Annotated in this window: 22 protein-coding genes; 9 read left to right on the plus strand and 13 right to left on the minus strand. The window is 73.0% G+C overall.

Annotation, left to right across the window (positions count from 1 at the left end):
* Nucleotides 1-144: 144 nt before the first annotated feature.
* Nucleotides 145-1026: a Uma2 family endonuclease gene (locus tag WMF39_RS12640; RefSeq protein WP_437745778.1), complete on the plus strand. Its 882-nt coding sequence runs from the start codon at nucleotides 145-147 to the stop codon at nucleotides 1024-1026.
* Between the two features lie 47 nt (nucleotides 1027-1073).
* Here WMF39_RS12640 and WMF39_RS12645 read toward each other — a convergent pair whose 3' ends face one another.
* The 3 genes from WMF39_RS12645 to rarD all read right to left on the minus strand — a co-directional run bounded on the left by WMF39_RS12645 (nucleotide 1074) and on the right by rarD (nucleotide 3720).
* On the minus strand, nucleotides 1074-2138 hold the full coding sequence (locus WMF39_RS12645) for a lysylphosphatidylglycerol synthase domain-containing protein (protein ID WP_437745779.1): 1065 nt from the start codon (nucleotides 2136-2138) through the stop codon (nucleotides 1074-1076).
* Nucleotides 2139-2356: 218 nt separating this feature from the next.
* Complete coding sequence (locus tag WMF39_RS12650) at nucleotides 2357-2875, minus strand: TauD/TfdA family dioxygenase (protein WP_437747970.1); 519 nt, start codon at nucleotides 2873-2875, stop codon at nucleotides 2357-2359.
* Nucleotides 2794-3720: an EamA family transporter RarD gene (rarD, locus tag WMF39_RS12655; RefSeq protein ID WP_437745780.1), complete on the minus strand. Its 927-nt coding sequence runs from the start codon at nucleotides 3718-3720 to the stop codon at nucleotides 2794-2796. Before rarD ends, WMF39_RS12650 begins: the two co-directional genes overlap by 82 nt.
* A gap of 336 nt (nucleotides 3721-4056) precedes the next feature.
* Between rarD and WMF39_RS12660 the strand changes: the two genes are divergently transcribed.
* Nucleotides 4057-4404 carry a hypothetical protein gene (locus tag WMF39_RS12660; RefSeq protein ID WP_437745781.1) on the plus strand — a complete coding sequence of 116 codons (348 nt, stop codon included), beginning with the start codon at nucleotides 4057-4059 and terminating at the stop codon, nucleotides 4402-4404.
* A gap of 100 nt (nucleotides 4405-4504) precedes the next feature.
* Here WMF39_RS12660 and WMF39_RS12665 read toward each other — a convergent pair whose 3' ends face one another.
* Nucleotides 4505-4873: a thioredoxin family protein gene (locus WMF39_RS12665; RefSeq protein WP_437745782.1), complete on the minus strand. Its 369-nt coding sequence runs from the start codon at nucleotides 4871-4873 to the stop codon at nucleotides 4505-4507.
* A gap of 100 nt (nucleotides 4874-4973) precedes the next feature.
* Between WMF39_RS12665 and WMF39_RS12670 the strand changes: the two genes are divergently transcribed.
* The 5 genes from WMF39_RS12670 (at nucleotide 4974) to WMF39_RS12690 (ending at nucleotide 8599) form a co-directional block, all read left to right on the plus strand.
* Complete coding sequence (locus WMF39_RS12670) at nucleotides 4974-5510, plus strand: RNA polymerase sigma factor (RefSeq protein WP_044964694.1); 537 nt, start codon at nucleotides 4974-4976, stop codon at nucleotides 5508-5510.
* Between the two features lie 105 nt (nucleotides 5511-5615).
* On the plus strand, nucleotides 5616-6434 hold the full coding sequence (locus WMF39_RS12675; protein WP_437745783.1) for an N-formylglutamate amidohydrolase: 819 nt from the start codon (nucleotides 5616-5618) through the stop codon (nucleotides 6432-6434).
* A 112-nt stretch (nucleotides 6435-6546) separates the two neighbouring features.
* The gene (locus WMF39_RS12680) at nucleotides 6547-7161 is read left to right on the plus strand and encodes an ArsR/SmtB family transcription factor (protein WP_437747971.1); all 615 of its coding nucleotides are present in this window, start codon (nucleotides 6547-6549) and stop codon (nucleotides 7159-7161) included.
* Nucleotides 7152-7970 carry an SRPBCC family protein gene (locus tag WMF39_RS12685; RefSeq protein ID WP_437745784.1) on the plus strand — a complete coding sequence of 273 codons (819 nt, stop codon included), beginning with the start codon at nucleotides 7152-7154 and terminating at the stop codon, nucleotides 7968-7970. Before WMF39_RS12680 ends, WMF39_RS12685 begins: the two co-directional genes overlap by 10 nt.
* A gap of 224 nt (nucleotides 7971-8194) precedes the next feature.
* Nucleotides 8195-8599: a hypothetical protein gene (locus WMF39_RS12690; RefSeq protein ID WP_437745785.1), complete on the plus strand. Its 405-nt coding sequence runs from the start codon at nucleotides 8195-8197 to the stop codon at nucleotides 8597-8599.
* Between the two features lie 18 nt (nucleotides 8600-8617).
* On the opposite strand, the gene WMF39_RS12695 is transcribed toward WMF39_RS12690, so the two are convergent.
* From WMF39_RS12695 to WMF39_RS12705, 3 genes are all read right to left on the minus strand, one after another.
* Nucleotides 8618-9601, minus strand: a complete 984-nt coding sequence (locus tag WMF39_RS12695; RefSeq protein ID WP_437745786.1) for an STAS domain-containing protein — start codon at nucleotides 9599-9601, stop codon at nucleotides 8618-8620.
* 6 nt (nucleotides 9602-9607) lie between these two features.
* Nucleotides 9608-10795, minus strand: a complete 1188-nt coding sequence (locus WMF39_RS12700; RefSeq protein WP_437745787.1) for an FIST signal transduction protein — start codon at nucleotides 10793-10795, stop codon at nucleotides 9608-9610.
* A 172-nt stretch (nucleotides 10796-10967) separates the two neighbouring features.
* Nucleotides 10968-12527: an SLC13 family permease gene (locus tag WMF39_RS12705; RefSeq protein WP_437745788.1), complete on the minus strand. Its 1560-nt coding sequence runs from the start codon at nucleotides 12525-12527 to the stop codon at nucleotides 10968-10970.
* A gap of 134 nt (nucleotides 12528-12661) precedes the next feature.
* On the opposite strand from WMF39_RS12705, the gene arfB reads away from it, so the two are divergent.
* Nucleotides 12662-13093, plus strand: a complete 432-nt coding sequence (gene arfB / locus WMF39_RS12710; protein WP_437745789.1) for an alternative ribosome rescue aminoacyl-tRNA hydrolase ArfB — start codon at nucleotides 12662-12664, stop codon at nucleotides 13091-13093.
* Between the two features lie 53 nt (nucleotides 13094-13146).
* On the opposite strand, the gene WMF39_RS12715 is transcribed toward arfB, so the two are convergent.
* Both WMF39_RS12715 and WMF39_RS12720 read right to left on the minus strand, forming a co-directional pair.
* Nucleotides 13147-14088 carry a Uma2 family endonuclease gene (locus WMF39_RS12715; RefSeq protein WP_437745790.1) on the minus strand — a complete coding sequence of 314 codons (942 nt, stop codon included), beginning with the start codon at nucleotides 14086-14088 and terminating at the stop codon, nucleotides 13147-13149.
* 86 nt (nucleotides 14089-14174) lie between these two features.
* On the minus strand, nucleotides 14175-14720 hold the full coding sequence (locus WMF39_RS12720) for an NUDIX hydrolase (RefSeq protein ID WP_437745791.1): 546 nt from the start codon (nucleotides 14718-14720) through the stop codon (nucleotides 14175-14177).
* A gap of 85 nt (nucleotides 14721-14805) precedes the next feature.
* Between WMF39_RS12720 and WMF39_RS12725 the strand changes: the two genes are divergently transcribed.
* The gene (locus WMF39_RS12725; protein WP_437745792.1) at nucleotides 14806-15786 is read left to right on the plus strand and encodes a hypothetical protein; all 981 of its coding nucleotides are present in this window, start codon (nucleotides 14806-14808) and stop codon (nucleotides 15784-15786) included.
* Nucleotides 15787-15871: 85 nt separating this feature from the next.
* Here WMF39_RS12725 and WMF39_RS12730 read toward each other — a convergent pair whose 3' ends face one another.
* From WMF39_RS12730 to WMF39_RS12745, 4 genes are all read right to left on the minus strand, one after another.
* Entirely contained in the window at nucleotides 15872-16696 is an 825-nt protein-coding gene (locus WMF39_RS12730) for a hypothetical protein (protein ID WP_437745793.1), read from the minus strand.
* 14 nt (nucleotides 16697-16710) lie between these two features.
* Complete coding sequence (locus tag WMF39_RS12735) at nucleotides 16711-17757, minus strand: nicotinamidase (protein ID WP_437745794.1); 1047 nt, start codon at nucleotides 17755-17757, stop codon at nucleotides 16711-16713.
* Between the two features lie 54 nt (nucleotides 17758-17811).
* Nucleotides 17812-19773, minus strand: coding sequence for a hypothetical protein (locus WMF39_RS12740; protein ID WP_437745795.1), 1962 nt, complete (start codon nucleotides 19771-19773; stop codon nucleotides 17812-17814).
* A gap of 104 nt (nucleotides 19774-19877) precedes the next feature.
* Nucleotides 19878-20738 carry a protein phosphatase 2C domain-containing protein gene (locus WMF39_RS12745; RefSeq protein ID WP_437745796.1) on the minus strand — a complete coding sequence of 287 codons (861 nt, stop codon included), beginning with the start codon at nucleotides 20736-20738 and terminating at the stop codon, nucleotides 19878-19880.
* Nucleotides 20739-20961: the final 223 nt, after the last annotated feature.

The following is a 20961-nucleotide window of genomic DNA, read 5'->3' on the forward strand; positions in this document are numbered from 1 at the left end:
GCACGCGAGGCTGCGCGGCGCTGCGAGCCGGAAGCCGGCGAGCGGCATCTCTCCGAACGGCGGCCTGCTTCCAGCGCGTGGCTTGAGCGCGGGGCTGTCAGGCCCTGGCTGGTCGCGTCCGCGCGGGCTCGCTATGCTCGGACCATGCAGCGCGCGCCGACGTCCTGGGAGATCGACCCCGACGATCCTCGGGCCCCCCCGCAGGACCTCTGGGACCGCATGACGCTGGAGGAGCGGCAGCGCGTCCTCGACACGCTCCCGTCGGAGTTCGATGTTTCGGAGGCGAGTCCTCCCGAGGGCGACTTCCACTTCAACCCGAAGGTGGCGGCCCGCGACGCGCTGGGCGGGTATTTCCAGCGCATCGGGCGGCGCGTGTACCTCGCGTGCGAGCTGCCGGTCTATTACCCGGCAGAGCGGATGTTCGCGCCCGATCTCATCGCCGTGCTCGACGTGGAGGTGAAGGAGCGGGCCCACTGGTCCGTGAGCGCCGAGGGCAAGGGCGTCGACCTGGCGCTGGAGATCCTCTGGAGCGGGAAGAGCAAGAAGGATCTTGAGGACAACGTCACCCGCTACGCGTCGTTGGGCATCTCCGAGTACTTCGTCTTCGACCGGCGGCGCCGCCGGCTTCGCGGCTTCCGGCTCGCCCAGGGCAGCGCGCGCTACCAGCCGATCGTCCCGCAGGAGGGCCGGCTCGCGAGCACGGTGCTCGACCTGGATCTGGGTCTGGAGGGGGATCGGCTGCGCTTCTTCCGCGGGCAGACTGCGCTGCCGGAGACGCACGAGCTGCTCGCCAGGCTCGGCACGATGCTGGGCGACCTAGAGGCGCGCATCGAGCGGACCGAGCTGCGCCTTGATGAGGAGAGACTGCGGCTCGACGAGGAGCGGCAGCGCGCCGACGAGGAGCGGCAGCGCGCCGACGAGGAGCAGCAGCGCGCCGACGAGGAGCGGCTGCGCGCCGACGAGGCCGAGCGGCGGCTGGCCGAGGCCCTGGCGGAGCTGGAGCGCATCAAGCGCGAGCGCGGCTGAGCGCACGCCGGAGGCGCGCGACTCCCCTGGTCCCAGCCGAGCTCGGCTCAGGGCGCCGGAGGGCTGCGGCGCCACACGAGCGCGACGGCGATCCCCGCGAGCGCGAAGGCCGCCTGGAGGAGGTGGACGAGCAGCGAGATCGCGACGGCGGAGCTCGCGGTGAGGCCGAGCAGCGAGGCGGCGAGCGTGAAGGCCCCGTCGGTGGCGCCGATCTGGCCCGGGATGAGGTCGCCGGCGGCCGTGCCGGCGGCGCCCACGCCGTACGCGGCGAGCGCGCGGAGGGGGCCGCTCTCGGCGCCGACGACGGCGAGCAGCACGCCGTACTGCACCGCCTGGAGCGCGCGGCCCGCGAGGCAGGCAGCGAACGGCCAGGCCGGGACGGGCGGGCGCTCGCGGACGGCCTCCTGGAAGGCGGTGGCGAGCTGGCCGGCGCGGGCGAACCGCCGGGTGATCCACGCCGAGGCGGCGCGCTGCCGCGCGGCGAAGGCGACGCCGAGGCCGCTCGCGACCAGGAGGGCGGCGTGCGCGAGCACGCCGAGGGCGAGCGGAGAGGCGCCGCCGATGTGGAAGAGGGCGATGGCCGCGAGGAGCGACAGTGGAGCCGAGGACAGGAGCGCGAGCGACTGGTTCGCCGTGGCGATCGCGGCCGCGCGCGCGGCGCCGACGTGGGGGGAGAGCAGCGCGGCCTTGACCGCCTCGCCCGCGGGGCGGCCGGCCGGCATCAGCGTGATGACAGGGTAGGTGATGACGTGGATGCGAAGGAGCTCCGCGGCCGGGACGCGCCGCGGCGCGCAGAGCACGCCGGTCGCGAGCGCCTCGCAGCCGATGCGCGCCGCCTCCAGCGCGATCAGGAAAGGCACGAACGGCGCGGCGCGGGTCACCGCGGCGAGCATCTCCGCCGCGCCGACGTGGCGGATGAGCGCGGCCAGCGCGGCCAGGCCGAGGCCGCCGAGCGCCGCGTGGAGCAGGGCCTTTCGCCGCGCGCGGCGGGCGGCGGGCGCGTCCGGGGCGGCGGGCGGAGCGGCCGGGACGCGCGCCTCGCCGCCGGGCGCGGGACTGGAATCGCTGCCGGCGCATTCCTCTGCCGCTCGGGCCGGAGGCAAGGGAGCCATGGGAAGGGGATGCGCTGCGAGGAGCGTGCCGGCGCCGTGTGGGTGCGGCGTGCGCACGCGGCGGTGAGCTGCCTCGCGGAGCGCACGCGCCATGGGCATGCAGCGCGCGCACGCGGCGGTGAGGCTGAGGCTTCGAGCTTCTCCGCGAGCAGGAGCTCACGTGGGGACACCTACGGACGAGCAGCGGTGAGCGCCCCGGTGCTCGCGGGCGCGGCCGCTCACGCCGGATCGAGCGGGGCGTGGAGCCGCGTGCCGGGTACGACGATGCCCCCGCGGTCGCCGGGGGTCAGCGCGCCGTAGCGCTCGCGGAACACCGGCGGCAGCGGCCGCGCCCCGGGCGGAGCGAGCCAGAGGCGGAGCAGATGCCGCTTGCGATCCGGGTCGGGCCAGTCCTCGAAGGCCGTGCGATCGTGGAGCAGCGTGGGGTTGTGCACGAGCTGGATGTCGCCCGGGCGGAGCTCCATGGTCATGTGGAGCGCGGGGTCGTTGGCGAGGGCATCGAACAGGTCGAGCGCCTCGATCTGCCGCGCGCTGAGCGGCGGGACGTCGGGAAAGCGGCGGGCCGACTCGATATACTGCCGCTGGTAGATGCCGGTGCGGTCTCTTCGGAGCTCATTCGGCGGTTCAATTTCCTCCCGCCTCGCCTCCGGCGCGCTCAGGACGCGGTCGTCCTCCCCGAACGGCGCGCGCGAAGCACGGCGTCGGCGCTGAACACCGCGAGCCCCGTCCAGATGCAGGCGAAGCTCACGGCCTGGGCCGTGGTGAACGGCTCGTCATAGACCAGCACGGCCAGCAGGAACTGGCCGCTCGGCGCGAGGTACTGGAGGAAGCCGACGGTGGTCAGCGACAGCCGGCGCGCCGCGTTCGTGAACCAGACGAGCGGCAGGGCCGTGATGATGCCCGTCGCGGCGAGCAGGAAGTGGGTCCGCAGATCGGCGCGGCCCGCGGCCCCGGCGCCCTCGACGTGGAGGGCGGCCAGGTAGGCCGCGCCGAGCGGGGCGATGAACGACGTCTCCAGGGTGGAGCCGGGGAGCGAGCCGACGGCGGCGACCTTCCGCAGCAGGCCGTACACCCCGAACGTGCTCGCCAGGCCCAGGGCGATCCAGGGGATCGAGCCGGCGCGCACCGCCAGGTACACGACGCCCGAGGCCGCGAGGCCGAGCGCGAGCCACTGGGCGGGCCGCAGCCGCTCGCGCAGGAAGAGCATGCCGAGGAGCACGCTGAGCAGCGGGTTGATGAAGTAGCCGAGGCTGGCGTCGAGCACGCGCCCCACCGCGACGGCGTAGATGAAGAGGACCCAGTTCGCCGACACGAGCGCGCCGGTCACCGCCATCGCCGCGACGACGCGCCGGTCGCGCAGGGCCGCGCCGAGCGCGCGGCCCTGCCCTGTGGCCAGCGTGAGCGCCACGAACGAGAGCAGGCTCCACACGGTGCGATGGGCCAGGAGCTCGACCGCGCCGACGTGCCGGAGCTGCTTCCAGAAGACGGGGACGAGGCCCCAGGAGCTGTAGGCCGCGATCCCGTAGGCGACGCCCAACGCGGCCTCCTGGCGGCTGTCGCGAGCATCTTCGGGCGTGCGCATCGGGGTCGTGCTTCCTCGGCGGCGTCGCTCGACGCCGCCCGCCGCCCGGCGCCGCTGCTGCGAGGCGCCGCTCGCGTTCGATCGGACGGCGAACATGGCGAACCAGCTCGGCCATTTCAAGCCCTGCCTGAGAGCGCCGGGCTCGCAGGCTCGCCGCGAGGCCGCGTGGCATCCGCGTTGCTGGATGCGGGGCGCGGCGCTGGAGTCCGCAGCGAGCACAGCGAGGTAGGTATGCGAAGTGTCTACGCTCTGGCAGGGCTATGTGCAGCGATGGTGGTCGCGTGCACGGAAAATACGACCGGCGAGACGGAGCCAGGAGGCGCACAGCCTGAAGACATGGGGTTCGTGACCGTCCAGTGGTCCATCGAGGACAAGACCGACGCCGCTCAGTGCAAGGCGCGCGGCGCGACCGCGGTCGAGCTGGTCCTCATCAACACGAAGAACAACGAGGTCACGCGGCAGGTGGTCCCTTGCGAGCGGTTCGACGCGAGCGTGCAGCTCGTCGCCGACGACTATGTCGGGACGCTCTCGCTCGTCGACGACAACGGCAGGCCGGTCAGCGACCCGCAGGCGGTGGGGCCGTTCGATGTCTCCGGGGACGAGTCGACGACCCGCAAGGTCAGCTTCCCCGCCGCCGAGAGGCAGCGCGGTACGCACCGGCAGCCCGAAAGGCCACGGCGGTAAGCCCCAGGCGGATCGCGCCGGGCGCGCCCGAGCCCCTTCACGCGCCGATCGCGGGCCGATCGCGGCCGCCTGCCCGCGGAGGCGCGCGATCGAGCCGCCCTCACGGCGAGGGCGCTCGGTCCCTCCCCGCACCGCCGGGGAGCCCGCCTCCTTCGATCAGCCGGAGGAGCTTGTCCTTCGTGGTCAGCCCCACGTGACGAGCCACCTCCTTGCCCCCGGCGAACGCGACGACGGTCGGGAACGCGCGGATGCCGAGGCGGCGGGCGATCGCCGGGCACCGATCGCCGTCGACCGCCACCACCTTCAGGCGCCCTGCGCCTTCCTCCGCCAGCTTGTGCAGGATGGGCGCGAGCGCGCGGCACGGCGGGCACCACTGCGCGGTGAGCTCGACGAGGACGGGCACCCCGGCCTCCAGCACCTCGGCGTCGAAGCTCGCCTCATCGATCTCGCGGACAGGATTCGTGGACATGGCGTGAACCTCCATGCCCTGGCAGGTCTCGAGGGCGGCATCCATTACAGCCCTCGCCCGTTGTAATGTGGGCGCGGCTCGACACCTGACCTCCTGGACCATGGGCGCCATCAAGGACGCGGACGATCTCCTCAACCATGTGTCGCACCTTGTGCGCTCCGAGCGTTCGGCGCTCGCGGCGCTGGCGCGCGCGGAGGGGGTGACACCAGAAGATGCGGTCGACTGCGTGCAGGAGGGCCTCTGCACGCTGCTCACGCTCGCGCAGCGGGGCGCCCTCCCGGAGGACGTCGGCGCGTGGGGGGGCGTGCTCGCCGGGACGGTGCGGAACGCCGCGCGCAACCGGCGCCGCCGTCACTTCCGCGCCCGGCCGCACGACGACGTGGACGCGCACCCGGAGGCCGCGGGGGACGTCCCGGCGACCGACGAGGCGATCGCGCGCGCCGAGGAGCACGTCCGCCTGCGCGCGTGCGTCGAGGAGCTCTGCGAGATCCAGAAGGCCGTCGTGACGCTGCGCATGCTCGAGGAGCAACCCGGAGAGGACGTGGCGCGCGCGCTGGGCATCTCGGCCGGCCACGTCGCGGTGCTCCTGCACCGGGCGAAGCTCGCGCTGCGCGCGTGCATGACGTCGCCGCACTGAGCCAGCGCGCCGCGCGTGCTGCCGCGCGCCCTCGCGAGCGCGCGCGGCGCGAGCGCGCGCGCGGCGCGGGCGCGCCGGTGTCTGCTATGTCTTGGGCGAGACGTCATGAGCCCTCCTTCTCCAGCCTTGCGCATCCTCGCGCCCGATGAGCCGCCCGCGTTCGAGGTGGTGAACCCCGAGGGCCGCTCCAGCGCGGTCCTGCTCTGCGACCACGCGTCCAACGCGGTTCCGAGGAGCCTCCCCGAGCTGGGCAGGCAGCACGAGGCGCTCCGCGAGCACACCGGCTGGGACATCGGCGCGGCCCGCCTCTCGCGCCGCCTGTCCGCGCTCCTCGACGCGCCGCTCGTGCTCTCCGGCTACTCGCGGCTCGTCATCGACTGCAACCGGCCGCTGGGCTCGCCGACGTCCATCCCCGAGATCAGCTGCGGCGTGTCCATCCCCGGCAACGCCATCGACGCCGCGGAGGCCCGCGCGCGGGCTGACGCGTGCTTCTGGCCCTACCACCGCGCGATCACCGCGCTCCTCGACGCGCGGCGGGACGGCCGGAGGCGCACGGCGATCCTCAGCATGCACAGCTTCACGCCCGCGATGCCCGGCCAGGACCGGCCGTGGCACGCGGCCGTCCTCTACGGGCGCGACCGCAGGCTCGCCGCGCCGTTCCTCGAGGCGCTGCGGCGCGAGCCTGGGCTCTGCGTCGGCGACAACGAGCCCTACCGCGTGACCGAGGGCGGCGACTACGGGATCCCCACGCACGGCGAGGCCCGCGGCCTGCCCTGCGTGCTCCTCGAGATCCGCCAGGACGGCCTGCTGAGCGACGAGGGCGTGGAGGCCTGGGCCCAGCGCCTCGCGGTGAGCTACCGGGCCATCGAGGCAAGCGGCGTCGACCTGAACGCCCTCTCCCCGGACGCCGCCGCCGGTCGGTGACGTAGGCGGGGGCTCGGGGCCCGACGGCGAGGGATCGCGCCCCTCGCCGTGGCGGGGAAAGTATGGCCTGCGGTCATTGACAAAAAAAATTGTCAATGATACCCACGGCGGTGTGCTCGACGTCGACGTCATCGAGGATCCGGCCGCGGCTGCGGCAGCGCTCGAGCCTGTCAGGAGCCGGCTGCTCTCGGAGCTCTCGGCGCCCGCGTCCGCCGCGACGCTGGCCACGCGCCTCGGGATCGCGCGCCAGAAGATCAACTACCACCTGCGCGCCCTCGAGGCGCACGGGCTCGTGCGCATGGCCGGGACGCGCAAATGGGGTGGGCTGACGGAGCGCCTGCTGGTCGCGAGCGCGGCTTCCTACGTCGTGTCGCCCGGCGCGCTCGGGCCTGTCGCCGCGGATCCGGAGCGCGCCTCGGACCGCCTCTCCGCGACCTACCTCATCGCCCTGGGCGCGCGCGTCGTGCGCGAGGTCAGCGAGCTCCTGCGGCGCTCGCGGGAGGTCGACAAGCGCCTCGCGTCGCTGTCGATCGACGCCGAGGTCCGCTTCCGATCTCCGGCGGAGCGCGCCGCCTTCACCGGCGAGCTCACCCGCGCGGTGACGGCGCTCGTCGCGCGCTACCACGACGACGCGGCGCCAGGCGGGCGATCGCACCGCCTGGTGATCGTCGCTCACCCCACACCCACACCGAACGAAGCACCACGAAAGGAGTCATCATGCCCGTGAGAAAAGACGCGTCCGGCCGTCGCAGCGTCGAGGCCGAAGTCGAGGTCCCCGGCAGCCCCGAAGAGGTGTGGCGCGCCATCGCGACCGGGCCCGGGATCTCGTCGTGGTTCGTGCCGAGCGAGCTCGAGGAGCGCGAAGGCGGCACGACCGTCTCTCACTTCGGCCCGGGCACGAGCATGGATTCGGTCGCGACCATCACGGCCTGGGAGCCGCCTCGCCGGTTCACCGCCGAGGCCCCGGAGGACATGGGACCCGGCGGCCCCAAGGTCGCCACGGAGTGGATCGTGGAGGCGCGGTCCGGCGGGACGTGCGTCGTGCGCGTTGTGCACAGCTGGTTCGCGAGCACCGACGACTGGGACAACCAGTTCGAGGGCCACATGCACGGCTGGGCGGCCTTCTTCCGCATCCTTCGGCTCTATCTGGCCCATTTCCGTGGCCAGCCCTGCGCGGCGTTCCAGCTGATGGGCGCCGGATCCGAGCCCAAGGCCGCGACATGGGGCGCGCTCATCGGCCCGCTCGGGCTCGCTTCCGCCGCGGAGGGCCAGCGGGTGAGCTCCGCCGCCGGCGCGCCGCCGTTCGCCGGCGTTGTCGAGCGCGTCGGTCCGAGCGAGCACCCGGAGCTGCTCCTCCGGCTCGAGGAGCCGGCGCCGGGCATCGCCCACCTGTTCGCCCTTCCCATGGCCGGGCAGATCTTCCTGCCGATCCGGCTGTACCTGTACGGCGACCGGGCGCCCGCCGCGGCGGCGCGCGACGAGCCCGCGTGGCAGGCGTGGATGGCCGAGCGCTTTCCTGTGCGCGCGCCCGGTTGACCCTCCGAGGCACCTTGTCTCACGTGTGACGGCCTGACGCAGGCGAGCCTCCGCCGGGGGCGGCGGAGAGCGTCACTCCGGGACGGCGCACATCGCTGCGAACAGCCCGATTCCCATCGGTTTCCGGCAAAGGCTCGGGGCGGCACCGTTCGTGTATCGCCAGGCTCATGGCAGCGCTCGGCCCTCGCGCCGGCGCTCGTTCAACGGAGTCGATGGAGGTACCGATGAACCATGCAGTCAATCCGAGGTGGTGGGATGATCACAAGACGTCCGGCTGGGACCGCGTGAAGGAGGCGCTGCGCCGCGACTGGGAGCAGACCAAGGCGGACTTCACCAGCACCAAGGGGCAGGAGCTCAACCAGGACGTCGGCGATACGGTGAAGCAGGCGCTCGGCAAGCAGCCGATCCCGCCGCGCTACGCCCCGAACACCGACTGGGACCAGGTCGAGCCGGGGCTGCGCTACGGCTGGGGCGCGGCGAGCCATTACAACGATCACACCGACTGGGACGATCGGGTCGAGAGCAAGCTCAGGGAGGAGTGGAACGACCTCAAGAGCGGGCGCACCTGGGACGAGGCGAAGAGCGCCGTGCGGCGCGGGTGGGATTCGGCGCGGCGCAAGGTCTCCTGAGCCGCGCCCTCGACCGGATCACCGCCTCGACGGCGGGAGCAGCTCCCTCAGCGCGTCGTGCAGGCGGCGGTACGTCACGACGTCGCCCCGCGCCACGCCCTCCCGCACGAGATCCCGGGCGACGTCCGGGCCGATGCCGGCGAGCACGCAGGTGCTGCCGAGCAGCCGCACCGCCGTCGCCACGCGCAGGAAGAGCGCGAGCGCGCTCGCCTCCATCCGGTCGAGCCCGGTGACATCGATGACCACGGCGCGCGCCCTCCTGGCCGTCACGGCGGCGAGGAGCCGCTCCATGAGGAGCGCGCACCGCTCCTCGTCGACGAAGCCGATCACGGGGACGCAGAGGATCCGGCTCCAGACCTCGATGATGGGCATGGATAGCGCCCGGATCGCGGCGCGCTGGTGCTCGATGAGCGTCAGCTTCTCGGTGATCTCCCGCTCGTACGCGAGGTCGCGCGCCCGCGCGAGCTCCTCCTCGGCGCGGGCGCGCGCGAGCGCCTGCGACGCCGCGGGCAGGAGGCGGCGCACGAGGCTGACGTGGCGCGCGTCGAAGAAGGCGCGGTCCGGATGGACCAGCACGAGCAGCGACCGCAGGGGGCCGGCGTGGAGCGGCGCGTGGAGCGCGGAGCCGTAGCGCGCGAGCACGGGCTCCGGCTGGCGCTGCCACTCGGCGAGCTGGCGGAGGTCGAAGCTGGCGACCGGCCGGCCCTCGAGCGCGCGCGAGAACGCGGGCCCGGCCTCCCATTCGGTCGCCGAGAGGCCCGGATCGGTCGCGACGAGGGCGCGGCCGTCCGCCCCCTCATCGAACGCGATCACGAGCCCGGCGGCGGCCCCGAGCCGCTGCGCGGTCGCCTCGACGACGCGCGCCAGCGTCTCCGTGAAGCTGCCCGGCTCCGTGAAGCGCAGGAGCACCTCCGCCAGCCCTTCGGCCTCCAGCCGGAGCGCTCGCTCCTCCTCCTGCGCGCGCCGAAGCTCGGCGATCGTCTCGTGGGCAGCCTCGTCCATCACAGCTCAGTCTCCGAGCAGGACGACGCTGATGGAGAGGTTCGCGTGCCGGTTCTTGCCCCGGGTGAAGCACCCCTGCTCGCCGAAGGTGAACCTGCCGAGGAACGGCGTCTCCCCGAGCGACGCGGCCACCCCCTGCACGACGCGATCGAGCTCGCCGCGCACGGCGAGCATGCACCCCGCGCAGAAGATCACGAGCGCGCCCCGCACGCGGAAGGAGGGCGGCGCGGCCCCCAGCGCGGCGTCGACCACGGAGCGGACCCGGCCGATCACGCTCTCGCGCGATCCCTGCATGAGCACGAGCTCGTCGCCCTCGTTGATGTTGGCGCCGAGCGTCATGGAGTTGTCCTGCTGCACGGTGTCCGGGTGGATGAGCAAGAACTGGGGGACCTTGCCGATCCAGCCCGAGGGCCGCCCGAGGGGGTGGAGCGCCGTGTGCTCCAGGATCGTCCCGCCGCCGAGCTGCGCGGAGATCAGGCCTCCGGTCCAGCGGTTGTAGACCTCGGCGGCCGGGAGCCCGTCGATCTCGGGCAGGCGCCTGCCCTCGGCGCGGGTCACGCGACAGCGGTGCTCGGTGGGGGCATAGCCGCTGCTGAACGCATAGGAGATCTCCCCGGACGGGTAGAGGGCGGTCAGCAGCGCCGCGCCCTCGTGGGCCAGCCCGCGCTCCATCTGCGATTGCCTGCCGACGATGGAGTCCGCCGCGGTGGAGCCGCCGAACACGGGCACGTTGGGGCCCACGACGTCCTCGATGCCGAGCAGGACGTCCTCCTCCGCGCCGGTCTGCACGCTGAGCCAGAGCAGGGCCGGGAGCTCGCCGGAGCGCCCGGCGTCCTCGATCGCACGCGCCGCGGCGCGCGCGCCGGCGGCCCGCGGGGCGCCGTCGATCCGCTCGGCCGCGACGCCATAGGCGCCCTGCGCGTCGGCGACCCCGAGCAGGGCGAGGCCGGGGCCGGGGGCGCCATGAACGCCGGCGGCGGTCATGACCGACTGGCACGAGCTCGATCCGTGGACGCGGACCGACGGCGGCAGCGCCGCGGTGGCGCGCGCGAGCTCGTCGACGTCATAGGAGGCCGTGTAGCTCAGGAAGACGTGATCGGGCTCCGCGCCGAGGCCCGCGCGCAGCGCCGACATGGCCTCGGCGAACGCGGCGCTCGCCCCCGCAGCGGTCGACGACGACGTGGCGATCTTCATCCCCGCGGCCCTCCCGTGCCCGCGGTCCGTGCCGCCGGCGCCGGCGCGCTCCACAGGCCGTCTGTCGCGTTCATGACCTTTTCCTTCATCGGCGTTCTTTCCGCTTGCGAGGCGCCCGGTGATCCCCTGCGCCGGCGCTTATACACAAAACTGCACCGCGCTGCCCCTGCGCTCAGCCGCCGATAAGGTGCCGCGCGTAGCCGTACACGTAGACCGTGATGATCGCGGCGGCAGCCACGTTGAGCAGGAAGCCTGTCCGGATCATCACCGGGAGCCGCACGTACCCGCTGCCGAACACGATGGCGTTGGGCGGCGTGCCCGCCGGCAGCATGAAGTCGCAGGACGCGGCGATCGTGGCCGCGAACAGCACGCCGAGGTCCTGCGGGAGCACGTTGAGCGCCACGTTCACCGTGGCGGTGTTGGAGGCCAGCGCCGACAGGGCGATCGTGCCGGCGCTGGCGAGCCCGAGCTGCGCGAGCAGCGGCGCCTCGGCGACGACCGTGAGCTTCGCGGCCATCCACGCCGAGAGCCCGCCGCCCTCGATGCCGGCCGCCATCGCGAAGCTGCCGCCGAGCAAGGCGAGCGTGCCCCAGGGCATCCTGCGCACGGAGGCGAGCGAGAGGGCGCGCAGGGCGAGCAGGCCGAGCGCCGCCAGGACGGCCACGGTCGCCTCGTAGTGCTTGCCCTGCACCTTGAAGCCGGCCGCGGCGCCCGAGCCGAGCGCGGCGCCCAGGCCCCTGAGCGCGGCCTGGAGGGGGGGCGCGAGCGCGGCGCGCAGCGGATCGCCGAGGATCCAGAGCGCGCTGGCCGCCGCGAAGATGGCGGCGACGGTCTTCTCGCCGCGGCTCATCGGGCCCATGGCCGCGAGCTCGCGGTCGATCGCGTCGCGCGCACGGCCGGGGCCGAGCCCGTCCCGCTTGCCGACGCGCCACAGGGCGAGCCAGAGCAGCGGGACGAAGAGGACCACGAACGGCAGGGCGATCGCCATGTACCGCAGAAAACCGAGATCGTGGCCGAGCTTGTCGGCGAGGAAGCCGCAGAAGATGGAGTTCGTCCCGGTGCCGATCTTCGTGCCGATCCCGCCGACGTTGGAGGCGTAGGCCACCGCCAGCATGATGGCCGTCCCGTAGTGCGTGAGCCTGCGCCCCCCGGCGGCCGACTCCAGCTGCGCGAGCAGGGCGAGCCCGATAGGGACCATCATCACGGCGGTCGCTGTGTTGGAGATCCAGAGCGAGATGGAGCTCGTCGCGACCAGCATGCCGAGCAGGAGGCGCTTCGGGTCCGTGCCGACGGCCCGCATGATGTGGAGCGCCACCCGGCGGTGAAGGCTCCACTGCTCCATGGCGGCCCCGATCGCCATGCCGCCGAGGAAGAGGAAGATGTATGCGTCGACGAACGGCGCGGCGGCGCGGGCCGCGTCGCCCGCGAGCCCGCGGCCGAAGACGCCGAGCAGCGGGAAGAGCACGAGCGGCAAGCAGGCGGTGAGCGCGACGGGGAGCACCTCGAAGAGCCACCACAGCGCCATCCACGCCGCGACCGCGGCCGCGTACGCAGGGCGGTGGCCATAACCAGGGACGGCGTGGAGCCCGCTCGGGACGAGCGCGATCGCGAGGGCGGCGGCCGGACCGGAGGCGACGCCGAGGCAGCGAAGCAGGCGGAGCCGCGCAGGCGGCGGGCGGCTTCGGTGAGGGGCGCCCGGCGGCGCGGCGGCGTGATCAGGGGGGCCCTGCATGGCGACTCTATCGCACACGCGCTCCTCGCCGGCAGGCCGCGCCCTGCGCGCAGCGCGGCGGGCGCGGCGCGCGCGTGCTAGGCGTCAGCCGCTCCGCGCGGCGCTCGCGCCGCCCGCAGGGCAGGAGAGCCGCCGTGTCCGATCCCCTCGTCGTCAACGATGCGCTGACCGCCCCGGCCGCGCTCCTCAGCTGGAGCGCCGTTCGCGCGTCGGGGCCCGGCGGTCAGAACGTCAACAAGGTCGCCTCCAAGGTGGAGCTGCGCTTCGACTTCGGCGCGTGGCCGGAGCTCGCCGACGACGCCAAGGCGAGGCTGCGCGAGCTGGCGCGCGGCCGGCTCGACGCCGAGGGGCGGCTGTTCATCGTGAGCCAGCTGACGCGCGACCAGCTGCGCAACCTGGACGACGCGCGCGAGAAGCTGCGCGCGCTGATCCTGCGCGCGCTCGAGGTGCCGGTGAAGCGAAGGCCGACGCGGCCGACGCGTGCGTCGAAGGCGCGGCGGCTCGACGAGAAGCGGCGCACGGGCGAGAAGAAGCACGTGCGCCGCGGCGGGGGCGATCACGAGTAACGGGGCGCGGGGGGAGGGCGTCCAGCGCGCGCCCGCGCCGCGGCGGCCCTCGCTCAGCGCTTGCGCCGGGAGCCGGCGACGACCTGGGCGGCGGTCGTCGCGGTCGCCGCGCGCTTGATCCATCGCCGTAGCTTGCCCAGATCCTCGCAGCCGGCGATCGCGCGGGCCACGTCGGCCGGCGTGGCAACTCCGCGCGACTCCAGCACCGTGAGGATGGCCTCCTGCGCCATCCTGATCTCGCCGCGGGCCTCGCCGCGCGCTTCACCGCGGGCCTCACCGCGCGCTTCACCGCGGGCCTCGCCGCGCGCTTCACCGCGGGCCTCGCCGCGCGCCTCGCCTTCCGCGAGCGCTGCCTCGAGCGCGGGCACGCGCTTGTCGAGCAGCGCGCGCGCCACGGCGTCGTCCGAGGACGCGGCCTCGAGGAGCGCCTGGATCGGCAGCGGGCGCACGAGGCAGGGATCCTCGATGACCGCATCCTTCGGCAGCGGGCGCCAGCCGTCGGTCTCGCGCGACCACTCCATCACCCGGCGCTGCTTCACCAGGATGCAGAACACCCGCCGCACGCCGCGAGCGATCAGCAGGCGCGCCTTGGTGGTCGGAACGGCGAGGGCCTGCTTGTCGCTGACCTCGAACGCCAGCTCCTCCAGCCGCCGCCGGCCCGCGCGGTCGGGCTTCTGCGCGAAGACGCTGGCGTCGGCCGCATAGTCGCTGCCGAGATCGGTCCGGGTCAGCATGTCCACGGCGCCCCGGTAGCCCTCGGCGACGTGGGCGCCGAGGACGTAGGTCAGATCGAAATGCTGCGTCGCGTGCGGCGGATCGGCCGGGGCGGCGTAGACCTCGACGCCGTGGAGGTACTCCACCCGCGTCTCGGGCGGCGCCAGCCGGTCGTCCACGTGCGGCACGTGCGGGCGCGCCCTGCCGGCCGGAGGCGCGTGGACCGTGCGACCGGAGGCGCCGGCACCGGGAGCGAGGAGGACGTGATCGTGCCTGCGCATGAGCTCCATCCTAGCGCGGCCAGCGACCGGAGGGCATCGCGGCGCCGACGTCCGCGCGCCTCCGCCGCGCTGCCGCGTGGCGAGGCTCAGGCGCTCGCTCTCAGACAGCCCAGCTCGTAAAGCCCCATCCACCCGACCTCCGGGTCGGTGCATGCGCCCTCCCTCAGCTGCTGCACGAAGTCCTCGATCGGCTTCTCTACCACGTCGATGAACTCCGTCTCATCCAGCGCTTGCGCCCTGTCGCGCGCGCAGTCCACGGCCAGGAACGCGTGTCGTTCGATGGTCGAGTAAGCGCACTCCAGCGGGCGGCCGAGCGGCACGAGCCGCCCGGCGACATACCCCGTCTCCTCGAGGAGCTCGCGCGCCGCCGCCGCCTCCGGGGCCTCGCCAGGCTCGACGCCGCCGCCTGGGAGCTCGTCGAGGATCCGATCGGGCCCCGGCCTGTACTGGCGCGCCAGGATCACCCTCTTCTCGCGGGAGATGGCGAGGACGCAGACGACTCGCCCCTCTTTCTTGAGCGAGAACGTGCGGACCTGCCCGTCCGGGAGCTCGAAGGTGACGTCCTCGATCCTCCGCCACGGCGAGTGCTGGACCACGCGCCGCTCCAATGCCTTCCACCGTACGACCGTCATGATCAACCCACATCGTCCGCCCAGGCGGCGCGCCCGGTCAAGACATTGGCGCCGCCGGTCAAGGACGGGACGCGCGCTCGGTCTCATGCTCTCGTGCATGACCTACCTCATCCCGAGCCAAGAACAGGCGCACGCGGGTCTGCGTGCCATCAAGGTCGTCCTTACCTCGGCCGGCCCCCTCGACGGGTCGCGGCGCGACGCGATCGCCGCGGTGCAACGGCACCTCCTTCACACCGACCTCGACATCGACGCGCTCGCCCCGATAGCGCCCGAGGAGCTCGCGCGCGCCGTCGAGGATCCCGCGCTGCGCGAGCAGCTCATCAGCGGTCTCTGCGCGATGACCCTGTGCGGCGAGCGCGTCGACGAGCGCGAGCTGCTCGAGGTCGAGCGCTTCGCCGCGGCGCTCGGGGCGCGGCCGCACGCGGTCCGCCAGCTCCACCACCTCCACGAGCAGCGGCTGCTCCTCCTGCGCATCGACATCAGCCGGAGCTCGCTGCTCGGCAAGAACGTGCGGCGCATGCTCGATGAGGGCGGCCTTTATGGGCTCGCCAGGAACGTCGCGAGCTTCGCGGGCATCCTGGAGAACGAGCCAGTCGCCGCGCGCTACCGCTCGCTCGAGGCGTACAGAGAGGGCACCCTCGGCAAGGCGCTCTTCACCTTCTATCGAGAGAACGGCTTCTCGTTCCCCGGCGAGAAGCGCGGCGTGCCCGAGGGCGTGCTCACGCACGACCTGAGCCACATCCTCGCCGGTTACGGCACGGATCTGCGCGGAGAGGCGATGACGATCGCCTTTCAGGCGGGGTATCGCCGCGAGAACCCGTTCGGCATCCTCGTGTTCCTGCTGGTGCAGCTCCAGCAGGGCGTCCAGCTCACCGTGCTGGCGCCGTCGCAGCAGGGGATGCTCGCGACGCCCGGGCTCGCCGACGAGCTCGTGCGATCGTTCGTTCGCGGAACGAAGATGAGCATCGACCTGATGGACGACTGGGACTTCTGGTCCGACATGGCGGTGGATCTCGACGAGCTGCGCCGCCGCTACGGCGTCGTCCCCTGGGAGGCCGCGGCCTGATCCGGGTCCTCCGCCGAAGCAGCCGAGAGGTGTGGAGGGCTCGCCGCCGCGCGGGGAGGCGCGCGGCGAGCCGGGGGCGCGCGCTTCACCCGCCGAAGCCGCCCGCGACCGTCTTCGAGAACGACGCGCCGCCCTGGCTGGCGCGCACCGCCGACTGGGAGAACAGCGCGAACGCCTTGCGGATGTCCGCCGCGTCGCTCTTCGGCGTCAGGATCCAGCGGTCCTCGATCCCCATGTCGCGGAAGACGGCGCGGAAATCGGTGTTCCCGTCGTCGATGCCGATCGCCGCCACGATGTGGGCCTCGGCCCGCCGCATGTCACGGACGAGGGCGCACACGTCCCTGGCCTTGGCCCACGTCGAGCCCGCGTCGGCGCCGTCCGAGATGATCAGCGTGACGGTGCGCGCCGGGACGCCGCTCAGCGCGAACTCCTGCGCCTTCGCGATCACCGTTCCGAGCAAGACCACCGTCTGATCGTAGAGGGGCGTGCCGAGCATGGGATCGTAGTTCTTCGTGTCCATCTTCACGGCCTGGGCGATAGGGCAGTACGGATACAGCACCGCCCCGTTCAGGTAACGGTTGTGCGCCAGGATCGAGTCGCGCTGCCTGGAGTCGGAGAGGGCGCCCACCACGAGGTTGTGCCCGTCCCTCACCGACGGGGCGTTGCCGGCGAATTTGATGGATCCCGAGTCGTCGGGCATCACCGTGACCAGCACCACCTCCGACGACGCCACGTCGTCCACCTGCACGCCGAAGCCGGCCTGGATCTGCGCGCCCAGATCGGTGATGTGCAGCGCCTGCATCGCCTCGGGCGAGAGCGCGCCGTCGTCCCGCGCTGCCTCGAAGAGCTGCTCGATGTCGAGCGAGCCATCGCGGCTGGTTCCGCTGTTGTTCTCCTTGTTCTTGCTCATCGGATCCTCCACGGTCATGCGCCCAGGCACGGAATCGGGTCGGTGCTCTTCACGAGGTTCATCCCGGCGGCGGCGAAGCGGGCGAGCGCCTTGTCCGCCTCGGCGGTGAAATCGGCGGCGAAGCCCCCCTTGCCGTCGGGCACGGTGACCGGCGACATGCAGTCGGTCATCACGTAGATCTTCTTGGCGAGCGCGCGGTCGGTGAGCGCGATCTCCGTCAAGATGTCCTCGATCGAGCTGCGGACGCAGTGGCTCGCGGCCTGGCCGGCGATGATCACCGCGTCGGCGTGGAGCAGCGTCCTCAGGAAGCCCGTGCTCCGCTGCGCGAGCGGCTGGCCGTCGTGCCGCGTCAGCACCTCGGGCTGCATCACCGAGTAGTTCTCGGTGAGCGGGTTGCCGCCCTTGACCTCGACCCACGACTGCACCCCGCGCGCGAACGCGTGGAACATCCGCGCCTCGTGCACGACGCCCGCGAGCGCGTGGCCGTCGCTCCCGAGGATGCAGTGCGGCGGCCACAGGTAAAGCTTGTACTTCCCTGCCTTCTCGAGCTCCTCGCAGTAATACCGGACCTGCTTCATGAGCCACGGGTAGCTCCCGCCGCAGAGCCACTTCGCCACCGCGGGGTTCGGCCGCACCTCCCCCGCGTCGATCTGCGCCGTCGTGATCTCGCGGTGCGCGGTCAGCGGGCGGTCCTCGCGATCCACCCAGAAGGCCGGGAAGAAGATCTGGTAAGCGAAGTGGGTGTCCATCGTGACCGTGACGTTCGTGATCGACGCGAGGTTCCTGTAGATGAACTCGGCGATGCGGCGGCTGTCGTCGACCGCGCCCGTGCCGCTCCTGCCGGCGACGTAGAGCGAGCCCTGCGGGAAGCAGAAGTCCTTCTGCACGTCGATGAGCAGGAGGTGGACGTTCTGCGCGTCCGCGGCCGACGGCTTCACGCCATGCGCCTTCCGCCACGCGGCGGCGGCGCCGTGCAGCGCCTCTTCATTGGGGTGAAAGCCCCACCGCTCGGCGTTCTTGGCGTCATAGAAGGCGGGCAGGGGGAGCTCTGTCGATTTCATGGTCTCTCTCCTCTCGATCGGCCCGCGAGCGCGGGCCGTCAGCTCAGCGTGGATTCATGAGATACGAAGCAAGGTGATCGCCTGTGCGTCGACGACGAACAGGCCCTCTGGGCCGACGAGCAGCCGGGAAGCCTGGGTGACGAACGGCTCGGTGCCGGGGAACTGCCGCGTCTCGACGAGCGCGCCCCCGCGGACCTCGACGCGGACGACGCCGCTGTCGGTCGCCGAGAGCAGGAACCCGGAAGCCGCGCACTTGCCGGTCAGCGCGCCGAGCCACGAGCCGCCTTCCCCGTCGCCGTCGGCGACCGCCTCGACCGCGCCGTCCTCGCGCACGACGACGCACCGGTGCACGGTCCGGCCGGCTTGCTCGGCGGCGAGGAACAGCCATGCGCGCCCGGCGCGGGGGCGCCCGCGGCCGTCGTTGGGGCGCCCGCGGCCGTCGTTCGACGGCGAGCTCGGGCCGGCGTCGAAGACGCAGGTCGCCGCGGTGAGCTTGCCGCCCGGGAAAGGCAGCTTGACCGTGTCCTTGAGGCCGGGCCGATCGGCGTCGAAGACGAAGGCTATCGAGACGTTCCCGGCGCGGTAGAAGCCGAGCCCGAAGCTTTGGCCCACCCAGAACAGCGTTTGCCCGGCGAGCACCTCGCCCATCGGCACGGCGTCCGCCTCGCCCGAGAGCGCGGCGGCGCCCGGCCTCCCGCTGCGCAGGAGCTGCCCGCCGCGCGTCCAGTAGCGGGCGCGCGCGTTGACGTCGAAGATGGGCCTCGTCCCGACGCAGTCCACATGGATCCGCTCGGGCGCGGCCCCCGGCGAGAGCACCACGAGATCGCCGCCCCGGCCGATCAACGTGGCGCTCCCGTGCACCGCGAAGCGCGTCGCGGGGTGCGGCGCGCCGGACATCACGACGGACCGGTCCTCCCGCACGAAGCGGCCGCCCTCGTTCACGAGGTAGGAGAGCCCGCCCGGGCCGAGTGCCGCGGCCAGGATCACCCCGCGCGTGCTCAGGATCCGCGTCGCCAGCACCTCGCCGTGGACGACCGTCGACTCCTTCACGGCGGCCGGCGCGGCGCCCGCGCAGGCCGGGCAGGCAGGGCGCGCGTGCTCGACGCCGCACGAAGGGCACCTCGTCCAGGCGAGCGCGTCGAGCAGCCGGCGCGGGAACACGCCGCGCCGGTCCTCGACGAAGACGCGATAGAGCGCGTCCAGGAGATCGTCCGGCAGGACGCGGTACGGGATGGCCGGCTTCGGATACCGCACCTCGCGGTCGAACACGGTGATGCGGCGGAGCGGCCTCGCGCTCTCGGGCACCCGCGCCGACGCGGACCGCGGCCGGAAGACGCCGCCATAAGGCCCCACGCAGAGCAGGCTCTGCATGACCATCACGGCGAACGCGTACCAGTCGGAGTCCTGCGAATACGGCCTCGACAGGAGCGGCCGGGGGAGCGAAGGGTCGCAGAGCAGCGGATCCACGAAGCGCTCGGTGAACACCTGGCAGAGGTACGGGCCGAACTGGAAGCTGTCGGCGTCGATGACGAACACCTCGCCGCCGGCGACGAGCACGTTGAGATCGTTGAAGTCGCCGATCACGACGCCCCGGTCGTGGATCGCCGCGACCGCCCGGTGGAGCCGCGCGAGCACCTCGGAGACCGCGGCCGACGAGAGCCCGCCGTGGCGCATCGACGGCTCGCCGTAGCGCAGGAGCGGCTCCGCGCCGCGCACGAGGCGCATGGCGTAGCCCACGACGCGCTTCCTGGTCCTGTCGGTCGCGAGATCGAGGGGCGCGATCACCTGTTCGGGCAGCGCCGGCGGGAACGCGCGCAGCTTGTCCTGGTGGCGCTCGATGCGCACCTCGGCGGCGCGCTGCTCGGCGTCCTGTCCGGCGTAATCCGGGTGATCGGGCGTCTTCCAGACCTTGAGCGCGCGGCCGTCTCCGAGGTCGAACACGTCCGCCTCCCCGCCTTTGCCGATCGAGGCCCGAGGGTCGAGCCGAACCCGCTTTGAACCAAGATAAACGTCCACGGTCGCCTCCTCCGGACGCAATCGAACCCAATCAAGCGCAATCAAGCGCAGACGCCCTTGTCGTTTCCCTCCGCGACTCCTGCGCCTCCGCGCAGGGCCGCGCCTCAATCGCGGGCGCCCTGCGCCCTCCGCACGACGACCACCGTCGTGTCGTCGCGGAGCAGCCCGCCTTCGCGCTCCATCCGCTCTTCCTTCCACACGGGTCGCGCCACCGATCGGTTGATGAGCGCGAGTCGCCGCCTCACCGCGTCGGGGTTCCGGAAATACCGGTCATCTTCCCAGAACCTCGACAGCGGGCCGACCTCGCCGCCCCCCGGGATCTGCCGTGACGACGACTCCAGCAGATCGATCGCGCCGTCGGTCCCGAGCAGGGCAGTCCGGAGCGCGCTCGACGGGAAGGCGCGGTGCACGGTGAAGCGCGGCGCCTCGCCGCCGGGCGGCCGATCGAGCAGGCCATACGCGAGGTACGGGGGCTCGTCCCTCGGGAAGGGGCCGAGCCGCAGGAGCTCGTCGCCGAGCGCGATGAGGCCGTCGCCGAGGGAGAACGCGCACGCGCTGTCGCCGGAGATCGCGAGGCCGACCACGGTGAAGAGGAAGAAGGTCGACACGACCTCGGTGAAGCTGCCGCCCATCCCGGCGGCCACGTCGCGGAGCGGCGCGAGCGCCCCGCGCCGCACCTCTTCCCACGTCGCGGGCGAATCGATGTCTCCGCCGCGCCGGAGCGCGCCGAGTACCTGCTCGGTCACGATCCGCGCCCCGAGCGCCGCGCCCACCTCGCTGCGCGCGCCGCTGCCGCAGCCGTCGCAGACCACCGCGGCGAGAGAGCCGCCCTCGGCCCGGAAGGCATAGGCGTCCTGGTTGGGCCGCCCCGCGACGAGGTGATCGGTCCCGGTCACCGTCCCTCCGGCGACCTCGAAGGCCGAGCCCCCTCCCATGTCAGCCAAGAAAGCGACGTCGCGAAGCATGGAGTTCCCTTCTGCGCCCGGCGAGGGCGCGCTGCGGCCGGACCCGGGCAGACGGAGGCCGGGGCGCGCGGTCCTCCCGGCGCCGGAGCTCCACCGTCCGCTCGGCGGTCAACGCCGACCGTCAGCGCCCGCACCCGGCGAGCACCCGATCGTTCGTGTGTACTACACACCAAGCTTAGTGTTCGTGGTACACATTGTCAACCCGGGCGCTGGCGAGCCGGCC

Source organism: Sorangium sp. So ce1504, assembly GCF_051521635.1.
Classification (GTDB): Bacteria; Myxococcota_A; Polyangia; order Polyangiales; family Polyangiaceae; genus Sorangium; species Sorangium cellulosum_B.

Bases quoted from the DNA above. Each gene is read 5' to 3' on its own strand.
- WMF39_RS12685 (WP_437745784.1), top strand. From the start codon at position 7,152: ATGCCCGTGAGAAAAGACGCGTCCGGCCGTCGCAGCGTCGAGGCCGAA.
- WMF39_RS12730 (WP_437745793.1), bottom strand. From the start codon at position 16,696: ATGAGCAAGAACAAGGAGAACAACAGCGGAACCAGCCGCGATGGCTCG.
- WMF39_RS12720 (WP_437745791.1), bottom strand. From the start codon at position 14,720: ATGACGGTCGTACGGTGGAAGGCATTGGAGCGGCGCGTGGTCCAGCAC.
- WMF39_RS12705 (WP_437745788.1), bottom strand. From the start codon at position 12,527: ATGCAGGGCCCCCCTGATCACGCCGCCGCGCCGCCGGGCGCCCCTCAC.
- WMF39_RS12690 (WP_437745785.1), top strand. From the start codon at position 8,195: ATGAACCATGCAGTCAATCCGAGGTGGTGGGATGATCACAAGACGTCC.
- WMF39_RS12665 (WP_437745782.1), bottom strand. From the start codon at position 4,873: ATGTCCACGAATCCTGTCCGCGAGATCGATGAGGCGAGCTTCGACGCC.
- WMF39_RS12715 (WP_437745790.1), bottom strand. From the start codon at position 14,088: ATGCGCAGGCACGATCACGTCCTCCTCGCTCCCGGTGCCGGCGCCTCC.
- WMF39_RS12725 (WP_437745792.1), top strand. From the start codon at position 14,806: ATGCTCTCGTGCATGACCTACCTCATCCCGAGCCAAGAACAGGCGCAC.
- WMF39_RS12660 (WP_437745781.1), top strand. From the start codon at position 4,057: ATGGGGTTCGTGACCGTCCAGTGGTCCATCGAGGACAAGACCGACGCC.
- WMF39_RS12700 (WP_437745787.1), bottom strand. From the start codon at position 10,795: ATGAAGATCGCCACGTCGTCGTCGACCGCTGCGGGGGCGAGCGCCGCG.
- WMF39_RS12670 (WP_044964694.1), top strand. From the start codon at position 4,974: ATGGGCGCCATCAAGGACGCGGACGATCTCCTCAACCATGTGTCGCAC.
- WMF39_RS12745 (WP_437745796.1), bottom strand. From the start codon at position 20,738: ATGCTTCGCGACGTCGCTTTCTTGGCTGACATGGGAGGGGGCTCGGCC.
- WMF39_RS12645 (WP_437745779.1), bottom strand. From the start codon at position 2,138: ATGGCTCCCTTGCCTCCGGCCCGAGCGGCAGAGGAATGCGCCGGCAGC.
- WMF39_RS12695 (WP_437745786.1), bottom strand. From the start codon at position 9,601: ATGGACGAGGCTGCCCACGAGACGATCGCCGAGCTTCGGCGCGCGCAG.
- WMF39_RS12640 (WP_437745778.1), top strand. From the start codon at position 145: ATGCAGCGCGCGCCGACGTCCTGGGAGATCGACCCCGACGATCCTCGG.
- WMF39_RS12735 (WP_437745794.1), bottom strand. From the start codon at position 17,757: ATGAAATCGACAGAGCTCCCCCTGCCCGCCTTCTATGACGCCAAGAAC.
- WMF39_RS12675 (WP_437745783.1), top strand. From the start codon at position 5,616: ATGAGCCCTCCTTCTCCAGCCTTGCGCATCCTCGCGCCCGATGAGCCG.
- rarD (WP_437745780.1), bottom strand. From the start codon at position 3,720: ATGCGCACGCCCGAAGATGCTCGCGACAGCCGCCAGGAGGCCGCGTTG.